Annotated in this window: 25 protein-coding genes; 11 read left to right on the top strand and 14 right to left on the bottom strand. The window is 73.8% G+C overall.

The features are described 5' to 3' along the window. Positions 1-853 (top strand): ArsR family transcriptional regulator (locus WDV06_RS05895; RefSeq protein WP_395508561.1); only part of this gene is annotated, 853 nt, incomplete at its 5' end. 34 nt (positions 854-887) lie between these two features. Here the strand turns inward: WDV06_RS05895 and ligA are convergent. Next, entirely contained in the window at positions 888-2,933 is a 2,046-nt protein-coding gene (ligA, locus tag WDV06_RS05890; protein ID WP_395508560.1) for an NAD-dependent DNA ligase LigA, read from the bottom strand. Between the two features lie 10 nt (positions 2,934-2,943). Between ligA and WDV06_RS05885 the strand changes: the two genes are divergently transcribed. Together WDV06_RS05885 and WDV06_RS05880 are read left to right on the top strand one after the other, a co-directional pair. Next, positions 2,944-3,111, top strand: a complete 168-nt coding sequence (locus tag WDV06_RS05885; protein WP_395508559.1) for a hypothetical protein — start codon at positions 2,944-2,946, stop codon at positions 3,109-3,111. 201 nt (positions 3,112-3,312) lie between these two features. Next, a complete protein-coding gene (locus WDV06_RS05880; protein WP_395508558.1) occupies positions 3,313-3,771 on the top strand; it encodes a hypothetical protein in 459 nt (152 codons plus the stop codon). A gap of 88 nt (positions 3,772-3,859) precedes the next feature. Here the strand turns inward: WDV06_RS05880 and WDV06_RS05875 are convergent, their stop codons facing one another. After that, on the bottom strand, positions 3,860-4,153 hold the full coding sequence (locus WDV06_RS05875) for a DUF1330 domain-containing protein (RefSeq protein ID WP_395508557.1): 294 nt from the start codon (positions 4,151-4,153) through the stop codon (positions 3,860-3,862). Between the two features lie 122 nt (positions 4,154-4,275). On the opposite strand from WDV06_RS05875, the gene WDV06_RS05870 reads away from it, so the two are divergent. Continuing rightward, positions 4,276-4,620 carry a LysR family transcriptional regulator gene (locus tag WDV06_RS05870; protein ID WP_395508556.1) on the top strand — a complete coding sequence of 115 codons (345 nt, stop codon included), beginning with the start codon at positions 4,276-4,278 and terminating at the stop codon, positions 4,618-4,620. Further along, on the top strand, positions 4,620-5,177 hold the full coding sequence (locus WDV06_RS05865; protein ID WP_395508555.1) for a LysR substrate-binding domain-containing protein: 558 nt from the start codon (positions 4,620-4,622) through the stop codon (positions 5,175-5,177). The genes WDV06_RS05870 and WDV06_RS05865 overlap by 1 nt, the downstream gene beginning before the upstream one ends. Positions 5,178-5,366: 189 nt before the next feature. Here the strand turns inward: WDV06_RS05865 and WDV06_RS05860 are convergent, their stop codons facing one another. Then, positions 5,367-5,963: a TetR/AcrR family transcriptional regulator gene (locus WDV06_RS05860; RefSeq protein WP_395508554.1), complete on the bottom strand. Its 597-nt coding sequence runs from the start codon at positions 5,961-5,963 to the stop codon at positions 5,367-5,369. Positions 5,964-6,098: 135 nt separating this feature from the next. On the opposite strand from WDV06_RS05860, the gene WDV06_RS05855 reads away from it, so the two are divergent. Next, positions 6,099-7,058 (top strand): alpha/beta hydrolase family protein, encoded by a 960-nt coding sequence (locus tag WDV06_RS05855; protein ID WP_395508553.1) that lies wholly within the window; start codon positions 6,099-6,101, stop codon positions 7,056-7,058. 270 nt (positions 7,059-7,328) lie between these two features. Continuing rightward, the gene (locus WDV06_RS05850; protein WP_395508552.1) at positions 7,329-7,667 is read left to right on the top strand and encodes an STAS domain-containing protein; all 339 of its coding nucleotides are present in this window, start codon (positions 7,329-7,331) and stop codon (positions 7,665-7,667) included. Positions 7,668-7,708: 41 nt separating this feature from the next. Here WDV06_RS05850 and WDV06_RS05845 read toward each other — a convergent pair whose 3' ends face one another. Both WDV06_RS05845 and WDV06_RS05840 read right to left on the bottom strand, forming a co-directional pair. After that, positions 7,709-8,131, bottom strand: a complete 423-nt coding sequence (locus tag WDV06_RS05845; RefSeq protein ID WP_395508551.1) for an ATP-binding protein — start codon at positions 8,129-8,131, stop codon at positions 7,709-7,711. A gap of 100 nt (positions 8,132-8,231) precedes the next feature. Beyond that, entirely contained in the window at positions 8,232-8,969 is a 738-nt protein-coding gene (locus tag WDV06_RS05840) for an SDR family oxidoreductase (protein WP_395508550.1), read from the bottom strand. A 92-nt stretch (positions 8,970-9,061) separates the two neighbouring features. Between WDV06_RS05840 and WDV06_RS05835 the strand changes: the two genes are divergently transcribed. Together WDV06_RS05835 and WDV06_RS05830 are read left to right on the top strand one after the other, a co-directional pair. Next, positions 9,062-9,925 (top strand): LysR family transcriptional regulator, encoded by an 864-nt coding sequence (locus tag WDV06_RS05835; protein WP_395508549.1) that lies wholly within the window; start codon positions 9,062-9,064, stop codon positions 9,923-9,925. A 110-nt stretch (positions 9,926-10,035) separates the two neighbouring features. Continuing rightward, complete coding sequence (locus WDV06_RS05830) at positions 10,036-10,578, top strand: isochorismatase family protein (protein WP_395508548.1); 543 nt, start codon at positions 10,036-10,038, stop codon at positions 10,576-10,578. Between the two features lie 80 nt (positions 10,579-10,658). Here the strand turns inward: WDV06_RS05830 and WDV06_RS05825 are convergent, their stop codons facing one another. Together WDV06_RS05825 and WDV06_RS05820 are read right to left on the bottom strand one after the other, a co-directional pair. Continuing rightward, positions 10,659-11,039 (bottom strand): DoxX family protein, encoded by a 381-nt coding sequence (locus WDV06_RS05825; RefSeq protein ID WP_395508547.1) that lies wholly within the window; start codon positions 11,037-11,039, stop codon positions 10,659-10,661. Positions 11,040-11,128: 89 nt separating this feature from the next. Next, on the bottom strand, positions 11,129-12,106 hold the full coding sequence (locus WDV06_RS05820) for an ArsR/SmtB family transcription factor (RefSeq protein ID WP_395508546.1): 978 nt from the start codon (positions 12,104-12,106) through the stop codon (positions 11,129-11,131). An 88-nt stretch (positions 12,107-12,194) separates the two neighbouring features. On the opposite strand from WDV06_RS05820, the gene WDV06_RS05815 reads away from it, so the two are divergent. Then, the gene (locus tag WDV06_RS05815) at positions 12,195-13,469 is read left to right on the top strand and encodes an MFS transporter (protein WP_395508545.1); all 1,275 of its coding nucleotides are present in this window, start codon (positions 12,195-12,197) and stop codon (positions 13,467-13,469) included. Positions 13,470-13,516: 47 nt separating this feature from the next. Further along, positions 13,517-14,092 (top strand): DinB family protein, encoded by a 576-nt coding sequence (locus tag WDV06_RS05810; protein WP_395508544.1) that lies wholly within the window; start codon positions 13,517-13,519, stop codon positions 14,090-14,092. A gap of 12 nt (positions 14,093-14,104) precedes the next feature. Here the strand turns inward: WDV06_RS05810 and WDV06_RS05805 are convergent, their stop codons facing one another. From WDV06_RS05805 to WDV06_RS05775, 7 genes are all read right to left on the bottom strand, one after another. After that, positions 14,105-14,830, bottom strand: coding sequence for a dienelactone hydrolase family protein (locus tag WDV06_RS05805; RefSeq protein ID WP_395508543.1), 726 nt, complete (start codon positions 14,828-14,830; stop codon positions 14,105-14,107). A 110-nt stretch (positions 14,831-14,940) separates the two neighbouring features. Next, positions 14,941-15,438, bottom strand: coding sequence for a DUF1360 domain-containing protein (locus WDV06_RS05800; RefSeq protein WP_395508542.1), 498 nt, complete (start codon positions 15,436-15,438; stop codon positions 14,941-14,943). 238 nt (positions 15,439-15,676) lie between these two features. Then, positions 15,677-16,081, bottom strand: a complete 405-nt coding sequence (locus tag WDV06_RS05795; protein ID WP_395508564.1) for a DUF2267 domain-containing protein — start codon at positions 16,079-16,081, stop codon at positions 15,677-15,679. Between the two features lie 92 nt (positions 16,082-16,173). Beyond that, positions 16,174-16,569, bottom strand: a complete 396-nt coding sequence (locus tag WDV06_RS05790) for a DUF2267 domain-containing protein (RefSeq protein WP_395508541.1) — start codon at positions 16,567-16,569, stop codon at positions 16,174-16,176. A gap of 96 nt (positions 16,570-16,665) precedes the next feature. Continuing rightward, positions 16,666-17,097, bottom strand: a complete 432-nt coding sequence (locus WDV06_RS05785) for an Hsp20/alpha crystallin family protein (RefSeq protein WP_395508540.1) — start codon at positions 17,095-17,097, stop codon at positions 16,666-16,668. A 113-nt stretch (positions 17,098-17,210) separates the two neighbouring features. Further along, positions 17,211-18,083, bottom strand: coding sequence for an oxygenase MpaB family protein (locus WDV06_RS05780; protein ID WP_395508563.1), 873 nt, complete (start codon positions 18,081-18,083; stop codon positions 17,211-17,213). A gap of 441 nt (positions 18,084-18,524) precedes the next feature. Next, positions 18,525-19,829 (bottom strand): ferredoxin reductase family protein, encoded by a 1,305-nt coding sequence (locus WDV06_RS05775; RefSeq protein ID WP_395508539.1) that lies wholly within the window; start codon positions 19,827-19,829, stop codon positions 18,525-18,527. Positions 19,830-20,137 lie beyond the last annotated feature (308 nt).

The raw sequence follows: 20,137 nt of genomic DNA, 5'->3' as shown, positions 1-20,137 counted from the left end.
GCTGTTCGCACCGTGGCGCGGCCGCGTCCTGCGCTCCCTGCCCGCCTCCGCCGGCCCGCTCGCCGACCTCGCCCCGGCGGGCAGCCGCCCGCCTTCCTTCCTCGACGTCCTCGGCGACGCCGTCACCGACGCCTTCGAGGAGATCCGCGCCACCCGTCCCGGTCTCGTCCGGGCCGAGCTGGAGCGGGTCTACGCCGCGGCGCCCGCCCCTCGCTGGATCCGCGGCCTGCACGCGGGTGACGAGACGGCATGGCGCACCCTGCACCGCGCCCAGCAGGCCGCGTACGAGACGGTCCTGGCCCCGGTGTGGTCCGTGGTGCAGGACCTGCATCGTGAGGAGTTCTCCCGCTACGCCCTGACCGTCGCCGAGCACGGGGCGGCCGCCGGCCTGACCGGCCTGGCCCCGGGCAGCCGGCTCCACGAGGGCGTGTGGGAATGGCCCGGCGCGGCGCCGGCCCGCGAGGTCCGCCTCGACGGGCGCGGCCTGGTCGTGCTGCCCACCTTCCATCACCCGGCGGGGCCTCTTCTCCAGGACGCCCCGGGCCGTCCTGTGGTCCTGACCTACCCGGCCGGTCCCGGGCTTCCGCCCACCGCGGGGGGCACGGGCGACGGCGGAGGGGCGTCTGCCGTCGCCCTGGCCGCCGTCCTGGGCCGTACCCGGCTCGACGCCCTGCGGCTCCTCGCCGAGCCCCACACCACCACGGCCCTGGCCCGGGCACTCGGCGTCAGCAACGCCACGGCCTCGGCCCACGCGGCCGCGCTCAGATCGGCCGGCATGGCGACGACCCTCCGCACGGGCCGCTCGGTCACCCACCAGCGCACGGCCCTCGGCACGCTGGTCGCCGGCGCCTGACGGGGGTCTGACGCGGGCGGCGGCGGTCACGAGGTCAGGAGGGGAGAAGGTCGGCGACGAGGACGGCGAATTCCTCGGGGCCGATGACGCGGATGCCCAGTTCCTCGGCCTTGGTGCGCTTGGAGCCGGCCTTCTCACCCGCCACCAGGAGGGTGGTCCGCTTGGACACCGACGATGACGCCTTGCCGCCGGCCCGCTCGATCAGCTCGTTCATCTCGTTGCGGGACAAGGCGGCCAGGCGGCCGGTCATGGAGCCGGTCACGACGACGGCCTGTCCGGCCAGCGGGCCGCCCGCCGCCGGCTCCCCGTCGCCGTCCGGCTCGGTCGCGGGCTCGCGGGGCTCGGTGACGTGCGTGCCGACCTGCTGGGCCTGGAGCTTGTCCAGGAGCGGGGCGAGTTCGACGAGTTCGGCCGCGATGACGCGGGCCTTCTCGGCGCCGATGCCGTCGACGGCGGCCAGCGTGTCCGCGTCGGCGGCCCGGATCGCGGCCATCGAGCCGAAGTGCGCGGCGATCCGGCGGGACATCGTACGTCCGGTGCCGCGGACGCCGAGGGCGCAGAAGACGCGGTTCAGTGCGGCCCCGCGGGCGGTCTCGATGGCCGACAGGAGGTTGGTGGCGCTGGTCTCGCCCATTCGCTCCAGGCCGAGGAGCTGGGCGCGGGTGAGGGTGAACAGGTCGGCGATGTCGGTGACGAGGCCGGCCTCGACCAGTTGGACGGCGCGGGTCGCGCCGAGGCCTTCGATGTCGAGCTGGTCGCGGCCCGCGGCGTAGATCACCGAGGCGACGGTCTGGCAGCTGCGTCCGCGTACGCAGCGCCAGCGCTGCTCGGTGGTGTCGATGGCGTCGCCGCAGCGGGGGCAGGCGGCGGGGAAGACGATCGCGGTCTCGGTGCCCGTGCGCTGGTCGGCCAGTGGTGCCTCGATGCGGGGGATCACGTCGCCCGCCCGGTAGACGAACACCTGGTCGCCGATCATGAGCCCACGGCGGGTGATGTCGGAGGGGTTGTGGAGGGTGGCGTAGGTGACCGTCACCCCGTCGATGACCACGGGCTCCAGGACCGCGCGCGGGGCGATGATCCCGGTCCGGCCGACGTTCCACTCCACCGCCAGCAGGCGCGTCACCTTGTGTTCGGCCGCCAGCTTGCGGGCCACCGCCCATCTGGGGGCGCGTGAGCCGCTGCCGGCCTGCCGCTGGTCCTCGGCCGCGTCGGCCTTGACGACGACACCGTCGATCCCGAACGGCAGGTCGGCGCGCAGGCCGGCGATGGCGTCGATGCGTTCCTGCACCTGTTCCAGGGTCTCGCAGCGCATCGGGACGGCGGCCGTGCCGGCGGCGGTGTTCGCGCCGAGCGCGGCCAGTTCCTCCAGCAGGGCGAGGTGGCCGAGGCCGTCGTCCAGGCCGATCGCGCCATAGGCGAAGAAGGTCAGCTCGATCCGGTAGGGGCGGTCCTTGGCCCGCAGGGTGCCGGCCGCTCCGCTGCGCGGGTGCGCGAAGGGTGTGGCCGCATGGGCGAGGCGGATCCGGTTGGCCTCCTCGAACTGCGCGGTCGTCAGCAGCACTTCGCCGCGCAACTCGACGTCGGCCGGCGTGGCGAGGACCGGGGGCAGGCCGAGGACGGCGTCGGCGGCGTGGGTGATGTCCTCGCCCGCCAGTCCGTCGCCTCGGGTGAGGAGCTGGACGAGCCGGCCCGCCCGGTAGCGGGCGGCCACGGCGAGTCCGTCGAGCTTGGGCTCCACGCACCACCCGGCGACCGGGTGCCCGAGGCGCCGTTCCAGTCCGGCGGCCCATTCGGCGAGCTCGTCGGCGTCGAACACGTTGTCGAGGGAGAGCATCGGCACCGAGTGCGGCACGTCCCCCTGTACGGCCCCGCCCGCCACCTTCCCGGTCGGCGACTCGGCCAGCACCTCGTCCGGGTGGGCCTCCTCGTAGGCCGCGATGGCGCGCAGCAGCCCGTCGTACTCGTCGTCACCGAGGGGGGTGGTCCCGTCGCCGTAGTACGCGGCCGACGCCGCCACGGCGGTGGTCACGGCCTCCGTGTAGGCGGCGGGAGAGAGCAGCAGGGCACTGTTTTCGGTCATGAAGGTCATCATGCTGCCCGGCACTGACAACGCGGTGTACGAGGCTTGCCAGGCCGAGGACATCCGGTTCTGCACCCTGGTGCCGGTGGCGTGCCGGCGTGCGGAGGTGGAGAGGCTCGGCGGCGAGGAGCCGCCCGCGCAGCGGGCCGCGTGCGTGTCCGCGGCCGCGTCCGTGTAGCTGTCGGCCCCCGGATCAGGTGGGTGACCGCCCGGGCGGGCATCCCTCCGTGCGCGGACAGGCCGTCCGGCGCCATGCCGCCGACGTCCGGGCAACGCACCGGGATGCCGCGTGCGTTGGCCGGTGTCCTTCGGCGGAGCGCCATGATCTACGGTCTCCTACTGCACGGGTACCAAAGCTCAACCACGGGGACGTACGCACATGCGCAAGACGACGACGCTCACCCTCAGCCTGCTTGCGGCGGTCGCGCTGCTGGCCGGGTGCGGCAGCGAGAAGAAGGACACCGGGCCGGCCAAGGAGGCCGCAGCCCCGAGCGCGTCGTCGACCGGCGGCGCGAAGGGCGCGACGGCGAAGAAGACGGGCGTTCCCCATCAGGTGGTCTTCGAGGTCGGGGGCACGGGCGCGGCGCAGGTCATGTGGAACGGGAACTCCAACCACTTCGACCAGGTGACGCTGCCCTGGACGAAGACGGAGTCCATGCAGCTGGTGGACGCCGAGCTCAAGGTCGGCGTCACCGTCTCGGTGGTGCCGGGCTCGGTCAAGGGCGCGGACGGGATGCTCGCGCCCGCCCCGTGCACCATCAAGGTCGACGGCAGGCAGGTGGCCGACAACCAGGGCGGCAAGTCGGCCGCGCCCTGCACGTACAAGCTCACGGACTGACGGCGCAGCGGTGGCGGTGCGGCGGAGCGGGCAGGCACCTGCTCTGCCGCGTGCCGCCACCGACTCGGGCCGGCCCGGACGCGGGCGGTCAGCCGGTGCCTTCGATGATGCGGAAGTCGCGCTGCACGCCGTCGGGGAGAGCCGTCAGCGCCTTCTGGTATGCCTCGCTCTCGTATGCAGCGACGGCCTGTTCAAAACTGTCGAACTCGATCAGGACGACGCGTTGCGTGATACCGGTCTCGTGGGCGACGACTCGGTCGCCACGGGACAGGAGGCGTCCGCCCGCAGCCCGGACGGCCGGACCGGCCAGTTCGTCGTAGGCGCTCAGCCCCTCAGCGGCGGAAACGGCGGGGTAGACACTGACCCAATAGCCCTTGACCATGGAAAACCTCCTGTATTCGGCCGGACCCCATATGCGCAGGCTAGGGCCTGTTCCACGGCCGGGGGAAAGACCGGTACGGGATAGGCTCAGAGCGGATCGCTATCAATCGGCGGGGAGGGCACGTGGCGCCGGATACGGTGAGCCTGCGGTACTTCCTGGTGCTGGCGCAGGAGTTGAACTTCACCCGCGCGGCGGCACGGATCGGTATCGCACAGCCCGCACTCAGCGCCCGGATACGCCGATTGGAGGCGGAACTCGGCACGGCCCTGCTGGTCCGCAACACGCGGAGCGTCGTATTGACCACGGCCGGTGCGGCTTTGGCGGAGTCCGCGCCGCCCGCACTGGCCGCACTGGACCGGGCGTGGGAGACCGCCCGTAGCGCGGCGGCCGGTCAACTGGGCACGCTGCGCATCGGATCAGCCTCAGCGCCGGGGCCGAGACGGCGCCGGCCCTGGTGGACAGGCTGATGCGCGACAACAGCGGACTTGAGGTCGGCGCGGTCCCGATGGCGACACCGGAGATCTCCCCGGCGGTCGCCGACGGCCGCATCGATGCCGGGATCACCCGTGGGGAACAGCCGGGCCGTGGCGTGCGCCGGTTCCTGCTGCGCCGTCAGCGCGTCGGGGTCCAGCTGGCGCAGCACCATCCGCTGGCCGAACACCCGGAGGTCGAGATCGCCGACGCGGCCGCGTATCCGCTGCGGCTCCCGGACCGTGCGGCCAACCCCGTGATCCACGATCAGCTGGCCGCACTGTTCCGAGACACCCGGCCGCACCCCCGGTTCCACACGCCCGCGGTCTCTTTCGACATGGCCCAGCGCGACCTGCGCGACGGGGTCACCCTCGCGCCGGCCGGAGAAGCCGCGGCCGCGGCACAACCCGCCGGTCTCACCTGGCGACCGCTGCGGGGCGCGCCCACCCTGACGATCCACCTGGTCCTCCCCCGCGAGCAGTCGCCGCTGCACCGCCGCCTCCGCACCGTCGCCACAGCCCTGGCGCACGACCTGCACTGGCTACCGGACTGATCCGCAAGAGGCCAAACGGCACGGGCGCCTGCGGCGGCCAGGCCGAAGACCTTGCGCCGACGCCCGCTGTCCGAGCGGCCGTCGCGGACAACTCCCGCGGGGAGCACCTCGCCGAGGTGCTCGCCGCGTCCGCGGCCGCCTCAACGAGCCGCTCCCCATCGGGGAGCCGGGCCTCCGCGCTCGTCGGCGTCAGGTTGGCCGGGGTTGGCGGAGGCCCTGGAGGAGGAGGGCGATCAGGCGGCGGGGGTCGTAGCGGGGGTCGTCGTCGCGTCCGATGCAGAGGTTGCCGATGCCGCGCATCAGCTCGTACGGCTGCGTGCCGGGCCTGATCTCGCCGGCCTCGGCCGCGGCGTCGAGCAGGTGGGCGCAGACGGGCAGCAGGCGGTCGAGGAAGTGGGCGTGCAGCGTGGCGAAGCGGTCGCTGTCGGACTGCAGGGCGTCGGCGAGGCCGTGCTTGGTGACCAGAAAGCCGGCGAAGAGGTCGATCCACCGGCGCAGTGCGTCGAACGGGGAGTCGGTACTGGCCAGCAGGTTCGGGCCGGCTTCGGCGCATGCCTCGATCTGGTGCCGGTAGACGGCGGTGACGAGGTCCGCCCGGGTCGGGAAGTGGCGGTAGATCGTGGCCATGCCCACCCCCGCCCGGGCCGCGATCCGGCGGATCGGCGCGTCGACGCCGGAGGTGACGAACTCCTCGGCGGCGGCGGCGAGCACCGCCTCCCGGTTGCGCTGGGCATCGGCCCGCTTGCTGCGGGACGGCGAATCCCCTGCGGGACCCTCGGCGGCCATGACGTCTCCTTCGGCACCGGTTGACAAAACGGAGCACCGCTCCGGATAGTAAATGGAGCAGCGATCCGTTTCAGCTTAGCCGACGGCCTCGTCCGCCCGCCGGGCGGCAGGCTCCACCGAAGGGGAACCCGCACCGTGAACACCTCCAGCACCGCCGAAGCCCTGGGCGCGCCCGCCCCGGTCCTGTCCCTCAGCCCCGTGGTCCTGTCCGTGCCCGGACGTCCGGTGGATCTCCAGGTGCGCGTCTCCGCACCCGTCACCGGCACCGGCCTCCCCGTCATCCTCCTCTCCCACGGCCACGGCCCCTCGAACAACCTCTCCTCGCTCAACGGTTACGCACCGCTCGCCAACTTCTGGGCGGCACACGGGTTCGTCGTCGTCCAGCCCACCCACCTCACCTCCAGGACACTGACCGACCTCGTCGCGGACGCCCCCGGAGCCCCCGACTTCTGGCGCTCGCGCGCCGAGGACATGACCCACGTCCTCGACCGGTTCGAGGTGATCGAGAACGCCGTGCCGCAGCTCGCCGGGCGGATCGACGCCGCAAAGGTCGCGGTCGCCGGACACTCGCTCGGCGGCTTCACCGCCGCCCTCCTGCTGGGAGCCGGAGTCACCGACCCCGACACCGGTGACCTGGTGCACCTCCTCGAACCGCGCATCAAGGCGGGCGTCCTGCTCGCCCCGCCCGGCAGGGGCGGCGACGTCTTCAACGGGCCCATGGCGCGGCAGTGGCCGGTCATCGGTGCCGTCGACTTCTCCACCATGACCACACCCGCGCTGGTCGTCACCGGTGACAAGGACGACCCCCGGAACTTCACGGACATGGGCCCGGACTGGCACGCCGACCCCTACACCCTCGCCCCCGGCCCCAAAACCCTGCTCACCCTGTTCGACGCGGAGCACGGCCTCGGCGGGATCGCCGGATACGACGCCGCCGAGACCACCGACGAGAGCCCGGAGCGGGTCGCCGCCCTCGGCCGGCTCACCGCGGCCTATCTCCGCACCCGGCTCCACCCCGGCGACGACGCCTGGCAGACCACCTGTGAGGCGCTCACGACCCGGCCCGACCTGGTGGGACGCGTCGCATCCAAGTAGCTCCGCACAGCCGGCCGCCGCGGCGTGACGCCGAAGCTTTACCCGGCCCGCCGCACGAACGGGCTTCCCGTGGGTAGGTGTCCGGCAGACCAGCCTGGTCTGGTGGGAGACCCCGCACCACCGGGCGGCTACGCGACGTGGCCGGTGGAAGGTACGGGTGGTCTCGCTCGGCTGTGCGCGGCACGACGTCGCGCGCTTGACGGCCCTTGAACCGCGTGTGCCGCGGGACGCCGACCGTGATGGGCTCCATCCCGGAAACGGCGAAACACCATGCACCTCACCGTGGGCGTGGACGTCACCCCGCGCACCCGTCACACCGTCGTCACCGTGTCGGGCGAACTCGACACCGACACCTCTCCCCTGGTCGCGCAGGCCACCAAGGAGCTGGTCCGGGGCGGCCGGACCCTCGTCCTCGACCTGGAGGCCGTGACCTTCATCGACGCGAGCGCCCTCAGCATGCTCCTCGCCCTGCGCCACCGCGCCCGTGCCCACGGCACGACCCTGCGGCTGCGCGCCGTCCCCGCCCAGGCACAGCACCTGCTGGAGCTCACCGGCACCGGACACCTCTTCACCTACTGTCACTGCCCCGCTCCGGCCCGCAGCGCCTGACCGCGATCGTCCGCGAACGCGGCGGGGGCGCGGGCGCGGGCTCAGTCGGAACCAGCGGTACGGGGGCTCACGCCGGGAACGTGTGCGTGGACCGTCTTGCCGCCCGCGGCCGCGGGCCGCACCTCGACCTCGGAGGCCAGCAGGTTGACCAGCGGCCAGCCGAACCCGCCCCCACCGCTCGGATCGGGCGGGCGCGCTCGCGGGGGGTGCGGGCTGCTGTCGGTCACGTCGATGTCGACCCCGTCGCCCGCCCAGGCCAGCTGAAGGGTGCACGGGCCACGGGTATGGCGGATGGCGTTGGTCACCATCTCCGAGGCCACCAGCAGCGCCGCCTCCCGCACGAACTCCGACACCATCCGCCCACCGGCCACACCGTCCGCGACGAAACGGAGCACCTCGGCACGCGCCCGCGCCGCGGCACCGACGCCACCGCAGACGCAGCGACGCCGCACAGGATGCCCCATCACCACTCCCGGCCCTGCTCAGCCGACCCCTCAGCCCACCCCTCACCTCCCTGGCCCCTACCCCCGCCGGCACCCGGCATGCGCCGCACCGCAGCCGAGCTCACCAGGGGACGACGCCGGCGTCCTCGAAGAACGAGCCGGTCGGTCCCCCGTCGGGCAGGGTGGCGAGCCGGATCGCCGTGGCCGCGCCCTGTTCGGGAGTGCGGGGCCCCTGGAAGCCCGTGAAGTCGGTCGCGACCAGGCCCGGGCAGGCGGCGTTGATCAGGATGTCCGTACCGGCGAACTTCCGGGCGTACTGCACGGTGACGGCGTTGAGGAACGACTTCGACGGCGCGTAGGCCGCCATGATCGGGCCGATCTCGATGTCGGGGTCCGCTTGCCGGGTCAGGGAACCGACGCTGCTGGAGACGTTGACGATGCGGGGCGAAGCCGAACGCCGCAGCAGGGGCAGCATCGCGTTGGTGACGCGGACGACACCCATGACGTTGGTGTCCACGACCCTGCGGAGCACCTCCAGGTCGAGCACGGTCGGGTCCTGGACCCACCCCGGGTCCATCTCACCCGAGATGCCGGCGTTGTTGACCAGTGCGTCCAGGCGCCCGGCCAGCCGTCCGACCAGCTCCGCGGCCTCGGTGACGCTGCGGTCGTCGGTCACGTCCAGCGGTACCCCGAACGCGTCCACGCCGGCGGCGCGCAGCTTCCCGACGGCGGTCTCGCGCCGCGTCTCGTCTCGGGCTCCCACGCCCACGCGGTACCCGAGGCCGCCCAGCCCGGCCGCGATCTCGTACCCGATGCCCTTGTTCGCGCCGGTCACCAGCGCGATCATCTTTTCGCTCATGCCGACGATGGTGGCTCGCGGACCGGTGGCGCGGCCAACACCGATGCGGTGCCCTGTCATACCTGCCGGGTATCACCGCGTATGCTGCGGCCGTGGACACCCTGGAGACCCGCGAGTTGAGGTACTTCGTGGCCGTCGCCGAGGAACTGCACTTCGGGCGTGCCGCCGAGCGCCTCGGCATGGCCCAGCCGCCGCTGTCGCGGGCGATCCAGCAGCTCGAACGGCGCCTCGGGGTCTGCCTGCTGGAGCGCAACCGCCGCGGTGTCCGCCTGACCGGTGCCGGAGAGGTGCTGCTGCACGAGGGACGGGCGGCCCTCGACGCGACCGCCGCCGCCGCTCGCCGCACCCGGCGCGCCGGCGGCGGTGACGGCCCCGGCGGTCCCGGCAACCGGCTGGTCCTCGCGGTGAAGGCCGCGGCCTCCCACGAACTGCTGCGGAAGCTCCTCGACGCCTACGCGGCCGAGCCCGACAGCGCCGAGGTCGAGGTGCTGCCGTGCGGCATCTCCGAGCAGGAGGAACTGCTGCGCGACGGACGCGCCGATGTCGCGCTCATGCACACGCCGTGGAACTCCCTCGCCGGGTTCGACAGCGAGGCGCTGGCGACCGAGGGGCAGGTCGCCGTCCTGCCGGCCGGGCACCCCCTCGCCGCCCGCGCGACCTTGTCCCTGGCCGAGGTCAGGGACGTCCCCGGTCTGCCGCTCGCCCGCTGGCCCAGCCACGGCACCTACGCACCCGGCCCGGGCCCCGAGATCCACAACCAGACGCAACTGGCCCAGCTGATCGCCCTCGGACGCACCGTGGCGGTCGTACCCGACTCCGCCCGCTCCTGGCTGTGGGCCGAGCACACGGCCGTCCCCCTGACCGACGCGCCTCCCGTCGTGACCCACATCGCCTGGCCCGCACACAGCCGCTCCCTCACCCTGGCGGCCCTGGTCCGTACGGCCGTACGGCTGTGACGGGGTCCTCCCTCCCTGGTTCGGCCCGGCGCACGCCCCGTCCCGTGCGCGCGGGGGCGGGGCCGGGACTCGCCGTCCCGCGCTCCGAACGGGCCGGATAGGCTCGCGGGATGCCGGACACCGCCCTGCTCGTCATCGACATGCAGACTGCCTTGTTGAGCGACGCCCACGACGTCGACACGTGCCTGCGCAGGGTCGCCCGCCTCACCGGGCGGGCTCGCTCCGCCGGCGTGCCGGTCGTCTACCTGCGGCAGCGGCTCCCCGGCCTGCCCGCCGGCCTCGGCGACGTCCACCCGGCGGTGGCGCCCCGGCCGGGAGACACCGTGCTGGACAAGGACAGCGCGGACTCCTTCCTCGACACCGGCCTCGGTGACCTGTTGAACGAGCGGGCGGTGCGCCGTGTGGTCGTCACCGGCTTCGCCACCGAGTACTGCGTCGACTCCACCAGCCGCAGCGCGCTTTCGCACGGCTACGACCTCGCCCTGGTCTCCGACGGACACACCACTCCCGAACGCCCGGCGGGCGCCGCGCCCTCGGCCGCTCAGGTCGTCGCCCACCACAACGCGACGTTCGCCGGCATCCAGTACGCCGGACGCACCATCACGGTCACGCCGGCCGCGCACATCCGCTTCGAGGCGGCCCCGGCACGCTGAGCCACGTGCCCGGTCGCGCGGGTCGGGATCACGGAGGAGTGAACGCAGGTCCGGGCTTCCGCGGGCGGGACGATACGAGGTCAGGCGGTGGGCCCCCCGGTGCGGTGGACGCGCAGTGCCCACAGGACGAGGGGGACCTGGAGCGGAAGCCGGGCGAGGGCGGCCGCCCGGAGCGGGGCGGGCCGGTGGCGCCAGTCGTAGGCCATCTTCACGTTCGCGGGGAACACGGCGGCGAAGAGGCCCGCTGCGGCCAGCGCGCCGGCCCGTCGTGTGCGAGGGGCGGCGACCGCGGCGCCGATCGCGATCTCCGCGAGCCCGCTCACGTGCGTCCACATGCGGGGCGTGCCGGGCAGGGCGCGCGGCACGATGGCATCGAACTGTCGCGGCGCCGCGAAATGCGCCGCACCGGCCGCTATCAGCAGGCCGCTGAGCAGTCGAGCGGAAGATCCGGATGCAGGCATGTCTCGTTCCCTCGTGTCGACCCGGTGTAGAGGACAGGCGGACTGGCTACTCGGCGGTAGCTTACGCTGCTCGGGGCCGATCGGGACCCTCAGCCCGAACCGGCGACCAGGGCCTCGCCGAGCGGGGTGCGCCGGTAGAGCACCGACCGTCCGGACCGGGCGCGGACGAGCAGGCCCGCGCCCCGCAGGATGGCGAGGTGGTCTCCCACCGCGCCGGGTGTCATGGCGAGGCTCCGGGCGAGGTGGCTGGTACTGGCCGGGGCGTCCAGCGCGACCAGCAGCCGGGCTCGGGCCCGGCCCACCAGAGCCGTCAGCGCGTCCGGCCGGGGGGCGGTCTCCTCTTCGCCCCACAGGGCGGCGGTGCCGCGGGCGCGGTAGACCAGGGTCCTGGGCCAGGGGTCCTCCATGTGGGCGGCGATGTTCCCGACGAACACCGACGGGATCAGCAGCAGCCCGTCGCCGGCGAGGCGGATCGTTCCGCCCCGGAAGAAGCCGATCTCGATACCGCCCGCGTGCCAGTCGATGCCCGGGTGCAGGCTCTCGATGGCCGCGGCCCAGCCGTGTTCGCCGATCACCCCCACGCGGTGCACGACGTCGCGCTCACAGATCGCGCGCAGTTGCGGCCAGTCCGCGGCGAGCAGCTCGTGCCACGCCCGGTCCATCGCCTCGGCGATCCTGGAGACGGCGTCCGGCGAGTCCAGCACCGCGCGTACGCGGGGATCACGGGCGGACGGGCCGGTCGCCGTGGCGGCGAACTCGTGACGGGCCGCTTCCAGTGGTGTGGCCCGGATCGCGTCCAGGTCGTCCGCCCAGGTCTGGTTGAGGCCGCGCGGGGGCGGGGCGACGAAGTTCGGTCCGCCGTGCCGGTTCTGCAGGGCGAGGGCGGCGTCCAGTTCGGTCTCGCGGCGAAGCCGTTCGAAGGCCGGCATGAGGCGGGTGGCCCAGGCTCGCGGCAGCGGCCGGTCCCGGCCGGCGAGCGAGCGCAGCAGCAGGCAGAGGTCCAACGCGGGCGACAGCGCGAAGCGGCTGCGCAGCAGGTCCTCGACGGAGACTTCGAAGCGCAGCACCCCGCCATGCTACCGGGGGCGTCCGTTTCGATTCGTCCAGCGACGAATCATTGGTGGGTGACGCGGGCGCACGGCGAGGCTCGGCGGCATGACCCCCACCGCCGCGCCCGTACGGCGCAACCACCGTGCCACCTACCGGGAGGTGCTGGCCGAGCCGCGATTCCGGCTGCTCTTCTCGGCGCGGACCGTCGCGATCACCGCGGGCTCGCTGCGGATCACCACGTTCTCGGTCCTGGTCTTCGCGGCCACCGGGTCCCCGCTGTTGAGCGCCCTGGCCTTCGGCATCGGCTTTCTCCCGCAGTTGTTCGGCTCGCTGCTGCTGGGCTCACTGGCCGACCGGCTGCCGCCCCGCGCGCTCATCGCCGGCGGCTACGCCCTGGAGGGCGCCGCCGCCGTGCTGCTCGCCCTGGTGCGGATGCCGATCGCGGCGAGCCTGGGCGTCATGGCCGTGGTCGCCCTCGTCACGCCGGTCTCCGGCGGCGCGTCGGGTCGGCTGGTCGCGCAGTGGCTGGAGGGCGACGCCTATGTGCTGGGCCGTTCACTGAACAACATCGCCTCCTCTGGCGCGCAGTTGTCCGGTCTGGCGCTGGGGGGCGCGGTCGTCGCCGTACTCGGCCCGCAGCGGGCGCTGGCGGTGAGCGCGGCGCTCTACCTCGGCTGCGCGCTCGCCGTCCGGGTCCGGCTGCCCCGGCTGGAGCCGGGCGGGTTCGGCGGCGCGCCCGGCGGCGCCCGGGGCGATGGCGGGGCCGTCCGGGCGAGCCTGCGCGGGGCCGGACTGCTGCTGCGCGGACGCACGGTGCGACGGCTGATGCTGGCCCAGTGGCTGCCGCCCGCGTTCGTAGCGGGCGCGGAGGGTCTGATCGTCGCCTACGCGGGTGGACGCCACTTCGCGCCCGGCTGGTACGCGGTGCTGATGGGCTGTCTGCCGGTCGGCATGCTGGTCGGTGACCTGCTGGTGGGCCGCCTGCTGGAGCCGGCCGCCCGGGAGCGGCTGGTCGTCCCGCTGGCCGCGCTGACGGGGCTGCCGCTGGCCGGCTTCGCCGCCGAGCCCGGAGTGGGCGTCTCGTCCTGTCTGCTGCTGCTCTGCGGCTTCGGGTTCGCCTACGCCCTCGGCCTGCAGCGTCCCTTCCTGGACGCCCTGCCGCACGACGGCCAGGGCCAGGCCTTCGGTCTGCTCGGCTCCGGCAGCATGACGTTGCAGGGCATCGTGCCGGTCTGCTTCGGCTCGGTGGCCGCGGCCACCGGAACGGGCGGCGCGATCGCCCTGGCGGGCGGCGCGGCGGTGCTCACCGCCGGCTGGATGCTCGCCTGGCACCCGCCCACCTCGCCGGTTCCCGTCCCGGCCCCCTCGACAGGGTCGTGAGTCCACCGACCCACCCACCCACCCACCTATGGAAAGGTTCCTGCCACATGCTCGACGAGGCCGCCAAAAACCACCTGCACGGGAGACTGCGCAGGGACCGCGAGGCGCTGCTCTGGAAACTCGACGGCCTGTCCGAATACGACGCCCGCCGCCCCTTGACCGCGACCGGCACCAACCTCCTCGGCCTGGTCAAGCACGTGGCGACCGTCGAGGCCCGGTATTTCGGCGAGGTCTTCGACCGTCCTTCGCCGGAACCGCTGCCCCGGTGGCAGGACTCCGACGGCAGCGATCAGTGGGCGGCCGGGGACGAGACCCGCGATCAGATCATCGCGTTCTACCGGCGCACGTGGGAACACTCGGACGCGACGATCACCGCGCTTTCCCTCGACTCCCCCGGCCATGTGCCGTGGTGGCCCCAGCCTCATGCCGACACGAACCTGTTCGCCGTCATGGTCCACGTCCTCGGCGAGTCCATCCGGCACGCCGGGCACGCCGACATCCTGCGCGAGGGCCTCGACGGCCGGACCGGACTGCGGCCCGAACACGAGCAGCCGATCGACGAGGCGGCCCGTGCGGCCCATCGCGCGAAGATCGAGCGGGCCGCGCGCGGTACGGGGCGTTGACGGCCGGTCGCATCAATCCGTGACGGGCAGGCACTCGGTGAGCAGGGCCACGATGTCACGCCAGGCCCGCTGTGCGTGCCGTGCGTGATAGCCGACGCCGGGAGGCGTGGGGTGGTCGACCGGTGGGTGGTGGAAGGCGTGGAGGGCTCCTCCGTAGACCACGAGGCGCCAGTCGACGCCGGCGGCCTGCATCTCCGCGGTGAACGCCTCCCGTTGCGCGGGCGGCATAATCGGGTCTTCCGAGCCGACCCCGGCCCATACCGGGCAGCGGATGCGTGCCGCCTCGCCCGGTCGGCCCGTGGTCAGTGCGTTGACCGTCCCGATCGCGCGCAGGTCGACGCCGGCGCGACCGAGTTCCAGTGCGACCGCGCCCCCGGTGCCGTAGCCGACGGCGGCGGTCCGTTCAGGGTCGGCCCGTGGTTCGGCGCGCAACACGTTGAGCGCGGCGTGACCGATTCCCCGCAGGCGGTCGGGATCGGCGAGCAGCGGCATGCACCGGCCCAGCATGTCCTCCGGGTCTTCCAGATAGCGTCCGCCGTGGAGGTCGAAGGCCAGCGCCACGTATCCCAGCTCGGCCAGGGCCTCGGCCCGCCGCCGCTCGACATCGCCGAGCCCCATCCCCTCGGGCCCGATCAGGACGGCGGGCCGGCGCCCGGCACCCGCCGGGAGCGCGAGGTGTCCGATCATCGTCAGGTTGTCGGCCGGGTACGCGACCGTACGGGTGGTGACCGTCGTCATACGACGGCACGGTAATGACCGTCGCGCCCGCCCGGGATGGTGTTCACCGACGGCAGACGCCGGTCCGCCCCGACGGCAAGGGCAGCCGACACCCCGCGGCGCGGGCGCCGTCAGGGTTCCTCGGCTGCTCGTTGGGTTGCCGCGCGGGCGAGTTGGAGGAAGTCGGATGCGGCGACGGCGGCGAGGGTGGCGGTCGCCAGGCGGGTGGGGCGCGGGGCCAGCACGGTTCCGGCCGTGATGCCCGTGGCGACCCACAGGCCGGTACAGAAGGGGCAGGTGAGCAGTTCGCCGATCGCCTTGCGGGCGCCCGTCCCCCGGACCTCTTCCCGCAGTTCGGCGGGCCCGGAGGTGCCCTCGAAGCGGGTGAACGGCGCGCGCAGCGGGCTGGTGACGGGGTCCTTGGTGATCAGACGGCTCAGCTGGTGGGTGGCCACGGCGTTGAGGACGACGTCCCAGGGGCCGGGTCGTGGCAGGGGGCGGCGGCCGGCCCACGCCGCGGCGCCGATGCCGAGCACGGTGCCCGCGTAGAGGCCCATGAGGCCGGCATAGGCGGCGAGCGGCCGGTCGGCGTCACCAGCGTAGGCCCGGGCCTCGCGGTGCAGGTTCATCGGCCGGGTCCCTCACCGTGCGGGACGTGCGGCTTCGCATTGGCGGACATCGGTCGGTCCTTCCCCCGGATCGGCGGATCACCCTGGTCTTCGGCCCCTGCCCTGCTGCGGGCCGCTCAACCGCGAACGCGCCGTACCGGCTCGCCGGGGTGACGGCGGCCCGCGGGCGGCGCCCCAGGAGGAAGGGGGCGCCGCCTCGCGGTCGCCTCCCGCGAGGGTCACCGGGACCGGGCGGGTGTCAGGCGGCGTGCTGGGGGCGCAGGAGCTGTGCCTGGCCGAAGAGGAGGGCCCAGCCGTCGGGGAGCTGGTCGAGGAGGCGGTGCAGGAGGTCCGGGCCGGCGAGGCGGGCCAGGACGCTCAGGACCGTTCCGGCCTCCCAGCGGGCGGTGGCGGGGGTGGCGTTCGTGCGGGTGGCGAGGTCCTTGACGAAGGCCCAGCCGGTGAGCTGCTCGGCGTCGGGGAGCTGGGTGTTGAGGGTGAGGGCAGCTTCGAGCGGGAGGCGGTCGGTGAGTTCGGCGCGCACTTCCCCGGTGAGCTGCCGGCCGAGCGCGGTCAGGACGTTGCGGACGGCTTGTTCGGCGCGTTCCCGGGTGGGGTAGGCGCCTTCGTACCTGACGGTTTCCAGCATGTGCCCGTACGTCATCTGCATCTGCGGGACCTGCGGGAGCGGTTCGGCGGGGTGGTGGGACACGGATGCCGCTTGCCTTTCGTGTCGGGGCCGGGGCCGTCGTGGGTTCAGGGCGACTGGGGGCGGCCGAAGAGGAGGTCGTAGCCGGCGGGGAGCTGGAGCAGGATCCGGCGGGTGAGGTCGTCGCCGGCGGCGTCGGCCGCCACGCTGAGGACCGCGCTGACGTCCCATGCCGCCGTGGCCTGTGAGGCGCCTTCGATCCAGGCTGCGGTGGCGCGTACGAAGCGCTCCGGGGAGAGCGGTTCGGCGGCCTGGAGGGGGTTGAGCAGGATCAGGGCGTAGGCCTCGGGGAGGCGGGCGGCGAGTTCGGCCCGGTCGGTGCCGACGAGGTGGGCGCCGAGGAGGCCGAGGACCACGCGGCACACGCGGTCGGCTTCTTCGGCGGTGTCGTATTCACCGCGTTCGCGGACGTGGTCGAGGAACGTTTCCCGTCGCAGTGTCATCGCGCGGCCCCCAGTGGGTGGGGGCGGAGGACGGGCTGCCGGAGGGGAGGGTGCGGCGGTTCGTCCTCCGCCCGTTCGGGCGGGATCGGATACGGGTCAGCCGGAGAGCTGCTTGCGGTCGTCGACGCCGCTGATGGTGATCTTGCGCGGCTTGGCGCGTTCGGCGATAGGGATCCGCAGGGTCAGTACGCCCGCCTCGTAGTCGGCGTCGATGTGCTCGGTGTCGAGGGTGTCGGCCAGCATGATCTGGCGGGAGAAGACACCCAGCGGCCGCTCGGAGAGCTCCATCTGGGCCTGGTCCGACTTCGCGGTCGGCCGGCGTTCGGCCTTGACGGTGAGCATGTTCCGTTCGACGTCGATGTCGATCGCGTCCTTGGCGACGCCCGGGACGTCGAAGGCGATGACGTACGTGTCGCCGTCGCGGTAGGCGTCCATCGGCATCGCGGACGGCCTCGACCAGGTTCCCGTGCCCGTCAGCTGCTGGGCGAGGCGGTCGAGCTCACGGAAGGGATCGGTGCGCATCAGCATGGAAACCTCCTGATGTGTCTGCAATGGGTGCCAGTGCGCTTCAGGTACCACCGTTGTAGCACGTCATCGAAACGATGACAAGCATGTGTGGCATCCGATGGATGACAGGCCTGTCAGTCGCCCTCGGCGCCGGGCGGCCGGTGCATCGCCCAGCGAATGGTGCGGGTCACCGCCGCCCCGGCGGGAGCGGCGCACCACCGTTCGGTCCGCGGCAGCAGGGGCAGGCCCAGGGGGTGCCGGGCCCAGGGCGGCAGCAGGGCCACCGCGGCCGCCGCGAGCATGGCGTACGGGGGCCGCGCCGGCCAGGGCAGCGGCGGCCGGAGCAGGATGAAGCGGGCCGCGGCACGGGCTTCCCGCGTGCCTCGCAGCTCCGGCCGGAAGGCTTCGATCCGCTCCGCCAGTTCCCGCGCCGTGCGGGGCGGCCGCCCCACGCCCAGGGCCCGGCCGACCCGGGCCGCCGAGGCGACGTAGGCGTCGCATTCTCCGGCGTCCAGGCGGCGGGCGCCGTACCGCTGGTGGGCCCGCAGGAAGCTGTCGACCTCGGCGACGTGCACCCACTCCAGCAGGTGCGGGTCATCGGCGCGGTACGGCTCGCCGTCGGGGCTGCGGCCCCGGACGCGGGCGTGCACCGCCCGTACGCCGTCCACCGCGCGCTGCGCGTCCTCGGCGGTGCCGTACGTGGTGACGGCCAGGAAGGTGCTGGTGCGCTGGAGACGGCCCCAGGGATCCCCCCGGTACCCGGAGTGGGCAGCCACCGCGGCCATCGCGCGCGGGTGCAGGGACTGCAGGAGCAGCGCGCTCAGCCCCCCGACGAACATCGAGGCGTCGCCGTGGACACGGCGGATCGGCTCCTCGGGCGCGAACCACCGGGGGCCGGGAGTGTCGTGGATCCTCGCCCGGTTCTCCGCGCCCGACGGACCGGCGACATGCCGGAAGAGGGCGTCGCCGAGGCGCTCGCGGGCCCGTGACGGCGCCAGCCGGTCCAGTCCTGCCAGTCGGTTCACCGTTCAATTCTCACGCCGCCGCCCGGTTCGGGGCAGCCCGTCGGCAGCCGGGGCGCGAGCGGTCGCGGCGCGCCCTCGGGCGCGCCCGCTTCGGCGGCACGGACGGACCTGGGCGGTCAGCGTGCGGACGGGACGTGCGGTCGTCCGCCCGGGGCCGGTGCGGCCGGCTCGACCGTCATCGTGATGCCCGTCGCGGTCAGCGCGCTGACCAGGGCGAGGCCGATGGCCAGCCGGCGCGGACGCGAGGGCCCCCTGTGTCGGGCGTTCCTCCGTCGGCCCGGCGGGCGCGGCCCGGCGGGGCGGTGAGCGGCGGTCTCGGGGGCGGGCGCCCCAGGGGCGGCGTGCGGCTGCGGCGACGGCGCCGGCGGCGGGTGCTCCCCGGGGTTCACGGGCTGGTTCATCGCCAGGATCAGGTCCTCGGTCTCAGTGGGTGAAGCACTCGGAATGGATCCGCCCGGCGGGCACACCCGCCCGGACCAGCGCCGCCGTCGTGGCGTCCGTCATGCCGGGCGGCCCGCAGAGGTACACGTCGTGGTCGGCCAGCTCGGGCACGAGCGAGCGCAGGGCCTGCGGGGCGAGCGGGTCGTACGCCTCGTCGGAGCGTCCCACCAGGTAGTGCAGGACGGCTTGGCGCTCCGCGGCGATGACCTCCAGCTCGTCCCGCAGAACCAGCTGGCCGGCGTCACCGGCCCGGTAGAGCAGCGTGAGGTCACCCGGACCGGCGGGCAGCGCCTCGAACAGGGCCCGCATCGGTGTGATCCCGATGCCTCCGGCGATCAGCAGGACCTTGGAGCGGGTGCGCCGCCACCGGGTGAGCGCGCCGAACGGGCCGGTCGCCAGCACCCGGGTGCCGGGGCGCAGCCTCCGCACCCGCCGGGAATGGGCGCCGAGCGCCTTGACCGTGATCCGCAGGCGGTCTTCGTGGACGGGCGCGGAGAGCGAGAACGGCAGGGCGGTGTGCCACAGGCCGCGCCGCAGGAAGCGCCAGCGGAAGAACTGGCCCGGCTCGGCACGCAGCTCGCGGAGCCGGCCGCCGCGGATGGTCACGGAGACCACGTCCGGGCCCTCGCGTTCGACGGCGGCGACGCGCAGACCGTGCCGCAGGGCCTGGCGTACGGGGACGACACCCCGGTACCAGACGAGCAGGACGGCGACGACGGTGTGCAGCAGGGCCCAGAACCAGGTGGCCACGAAGGTGACGGCGACATCGGGGCCGGCCAGCTGGTGGACGAAGCCGAGGGCGGCGGCGACGTAGGCGAGCAGGTGGATCCCGCGCCACGTCTCGTGCGGGATCCGGCGGCGTACGGCCCTGGCGGACACCAGGCCCACGCAGGCGAGGAGGGCGGCTCCGGCGTAGGCGGCGGCCACGGCCGGGTACCCGAGCAGGTCCCTGTTGGCCGTGACCAGGTCGGTCCCGCTGCGCAGGGCGTACACGAGGAGGGCGAGCAGGCCGTGGGCGGCGCAGAGGGACAGCGCCCAGCGGCCGCCGAAGGCGTGCCAGCGGGCGAGGCGGTCGGCGCCGACGCCGTGTTCGACCGCCGGGACGCGCGCCATCAGGAAGAGCATGACCAGGATGCCGTAGCCGGCGAGGAGTCCGGTGAGGTGCGCGCCCGCGCCGATGAGGTCGTCGGGACGGGCGGACGGCCTCACCTGGGCGGCCCACAGCAGGACGACTGCGGCCGCTCCGGCGGCCAGGCCGGCGCGCAGCCGCTGGGGAGCGGTCTTCATCGGCGCACGTCCCTTCCCCTGGGTGGTCGGCGTGGTCTCCGACCGTGGCGCGGGATTCCCCTGATCGGCCGGCGGGAGCGATAGCAGTGGCAACTATGTGCAAATTCGCTCACGCCAGGCAATGACGATCTCCGCGCAATGACTTCTGTCACGCGCACCAATGGGGGTTAAGTGTCCCGTTATGCGGAGTTATGGAGCCCTCCCGTCGTACCCCGCCCGTGTACCGTCCTCGTCCCTTGGGCTTTGCGTTTCCGCAGGACAGGCACATCGGGGCAAGGCGTCTACCACGCCCCGACGGGCCGCTTTGG

The organism is Streptomyces racemochromogenes (genome assembly GCF_044129415.1).
In the GTDB taxonomy this organism is placed as follows: Bacteria; Actinomycetota; Actinomycetes; order Streptomycetales; family Streptomycetaceae; genus Streptomyces; species Streptomyces racemochromogenes_A.
Note: the sequence above shows the minus strand (reverse complement) of the source record. Positions and strands in the feature narration are given on the sequence as shown.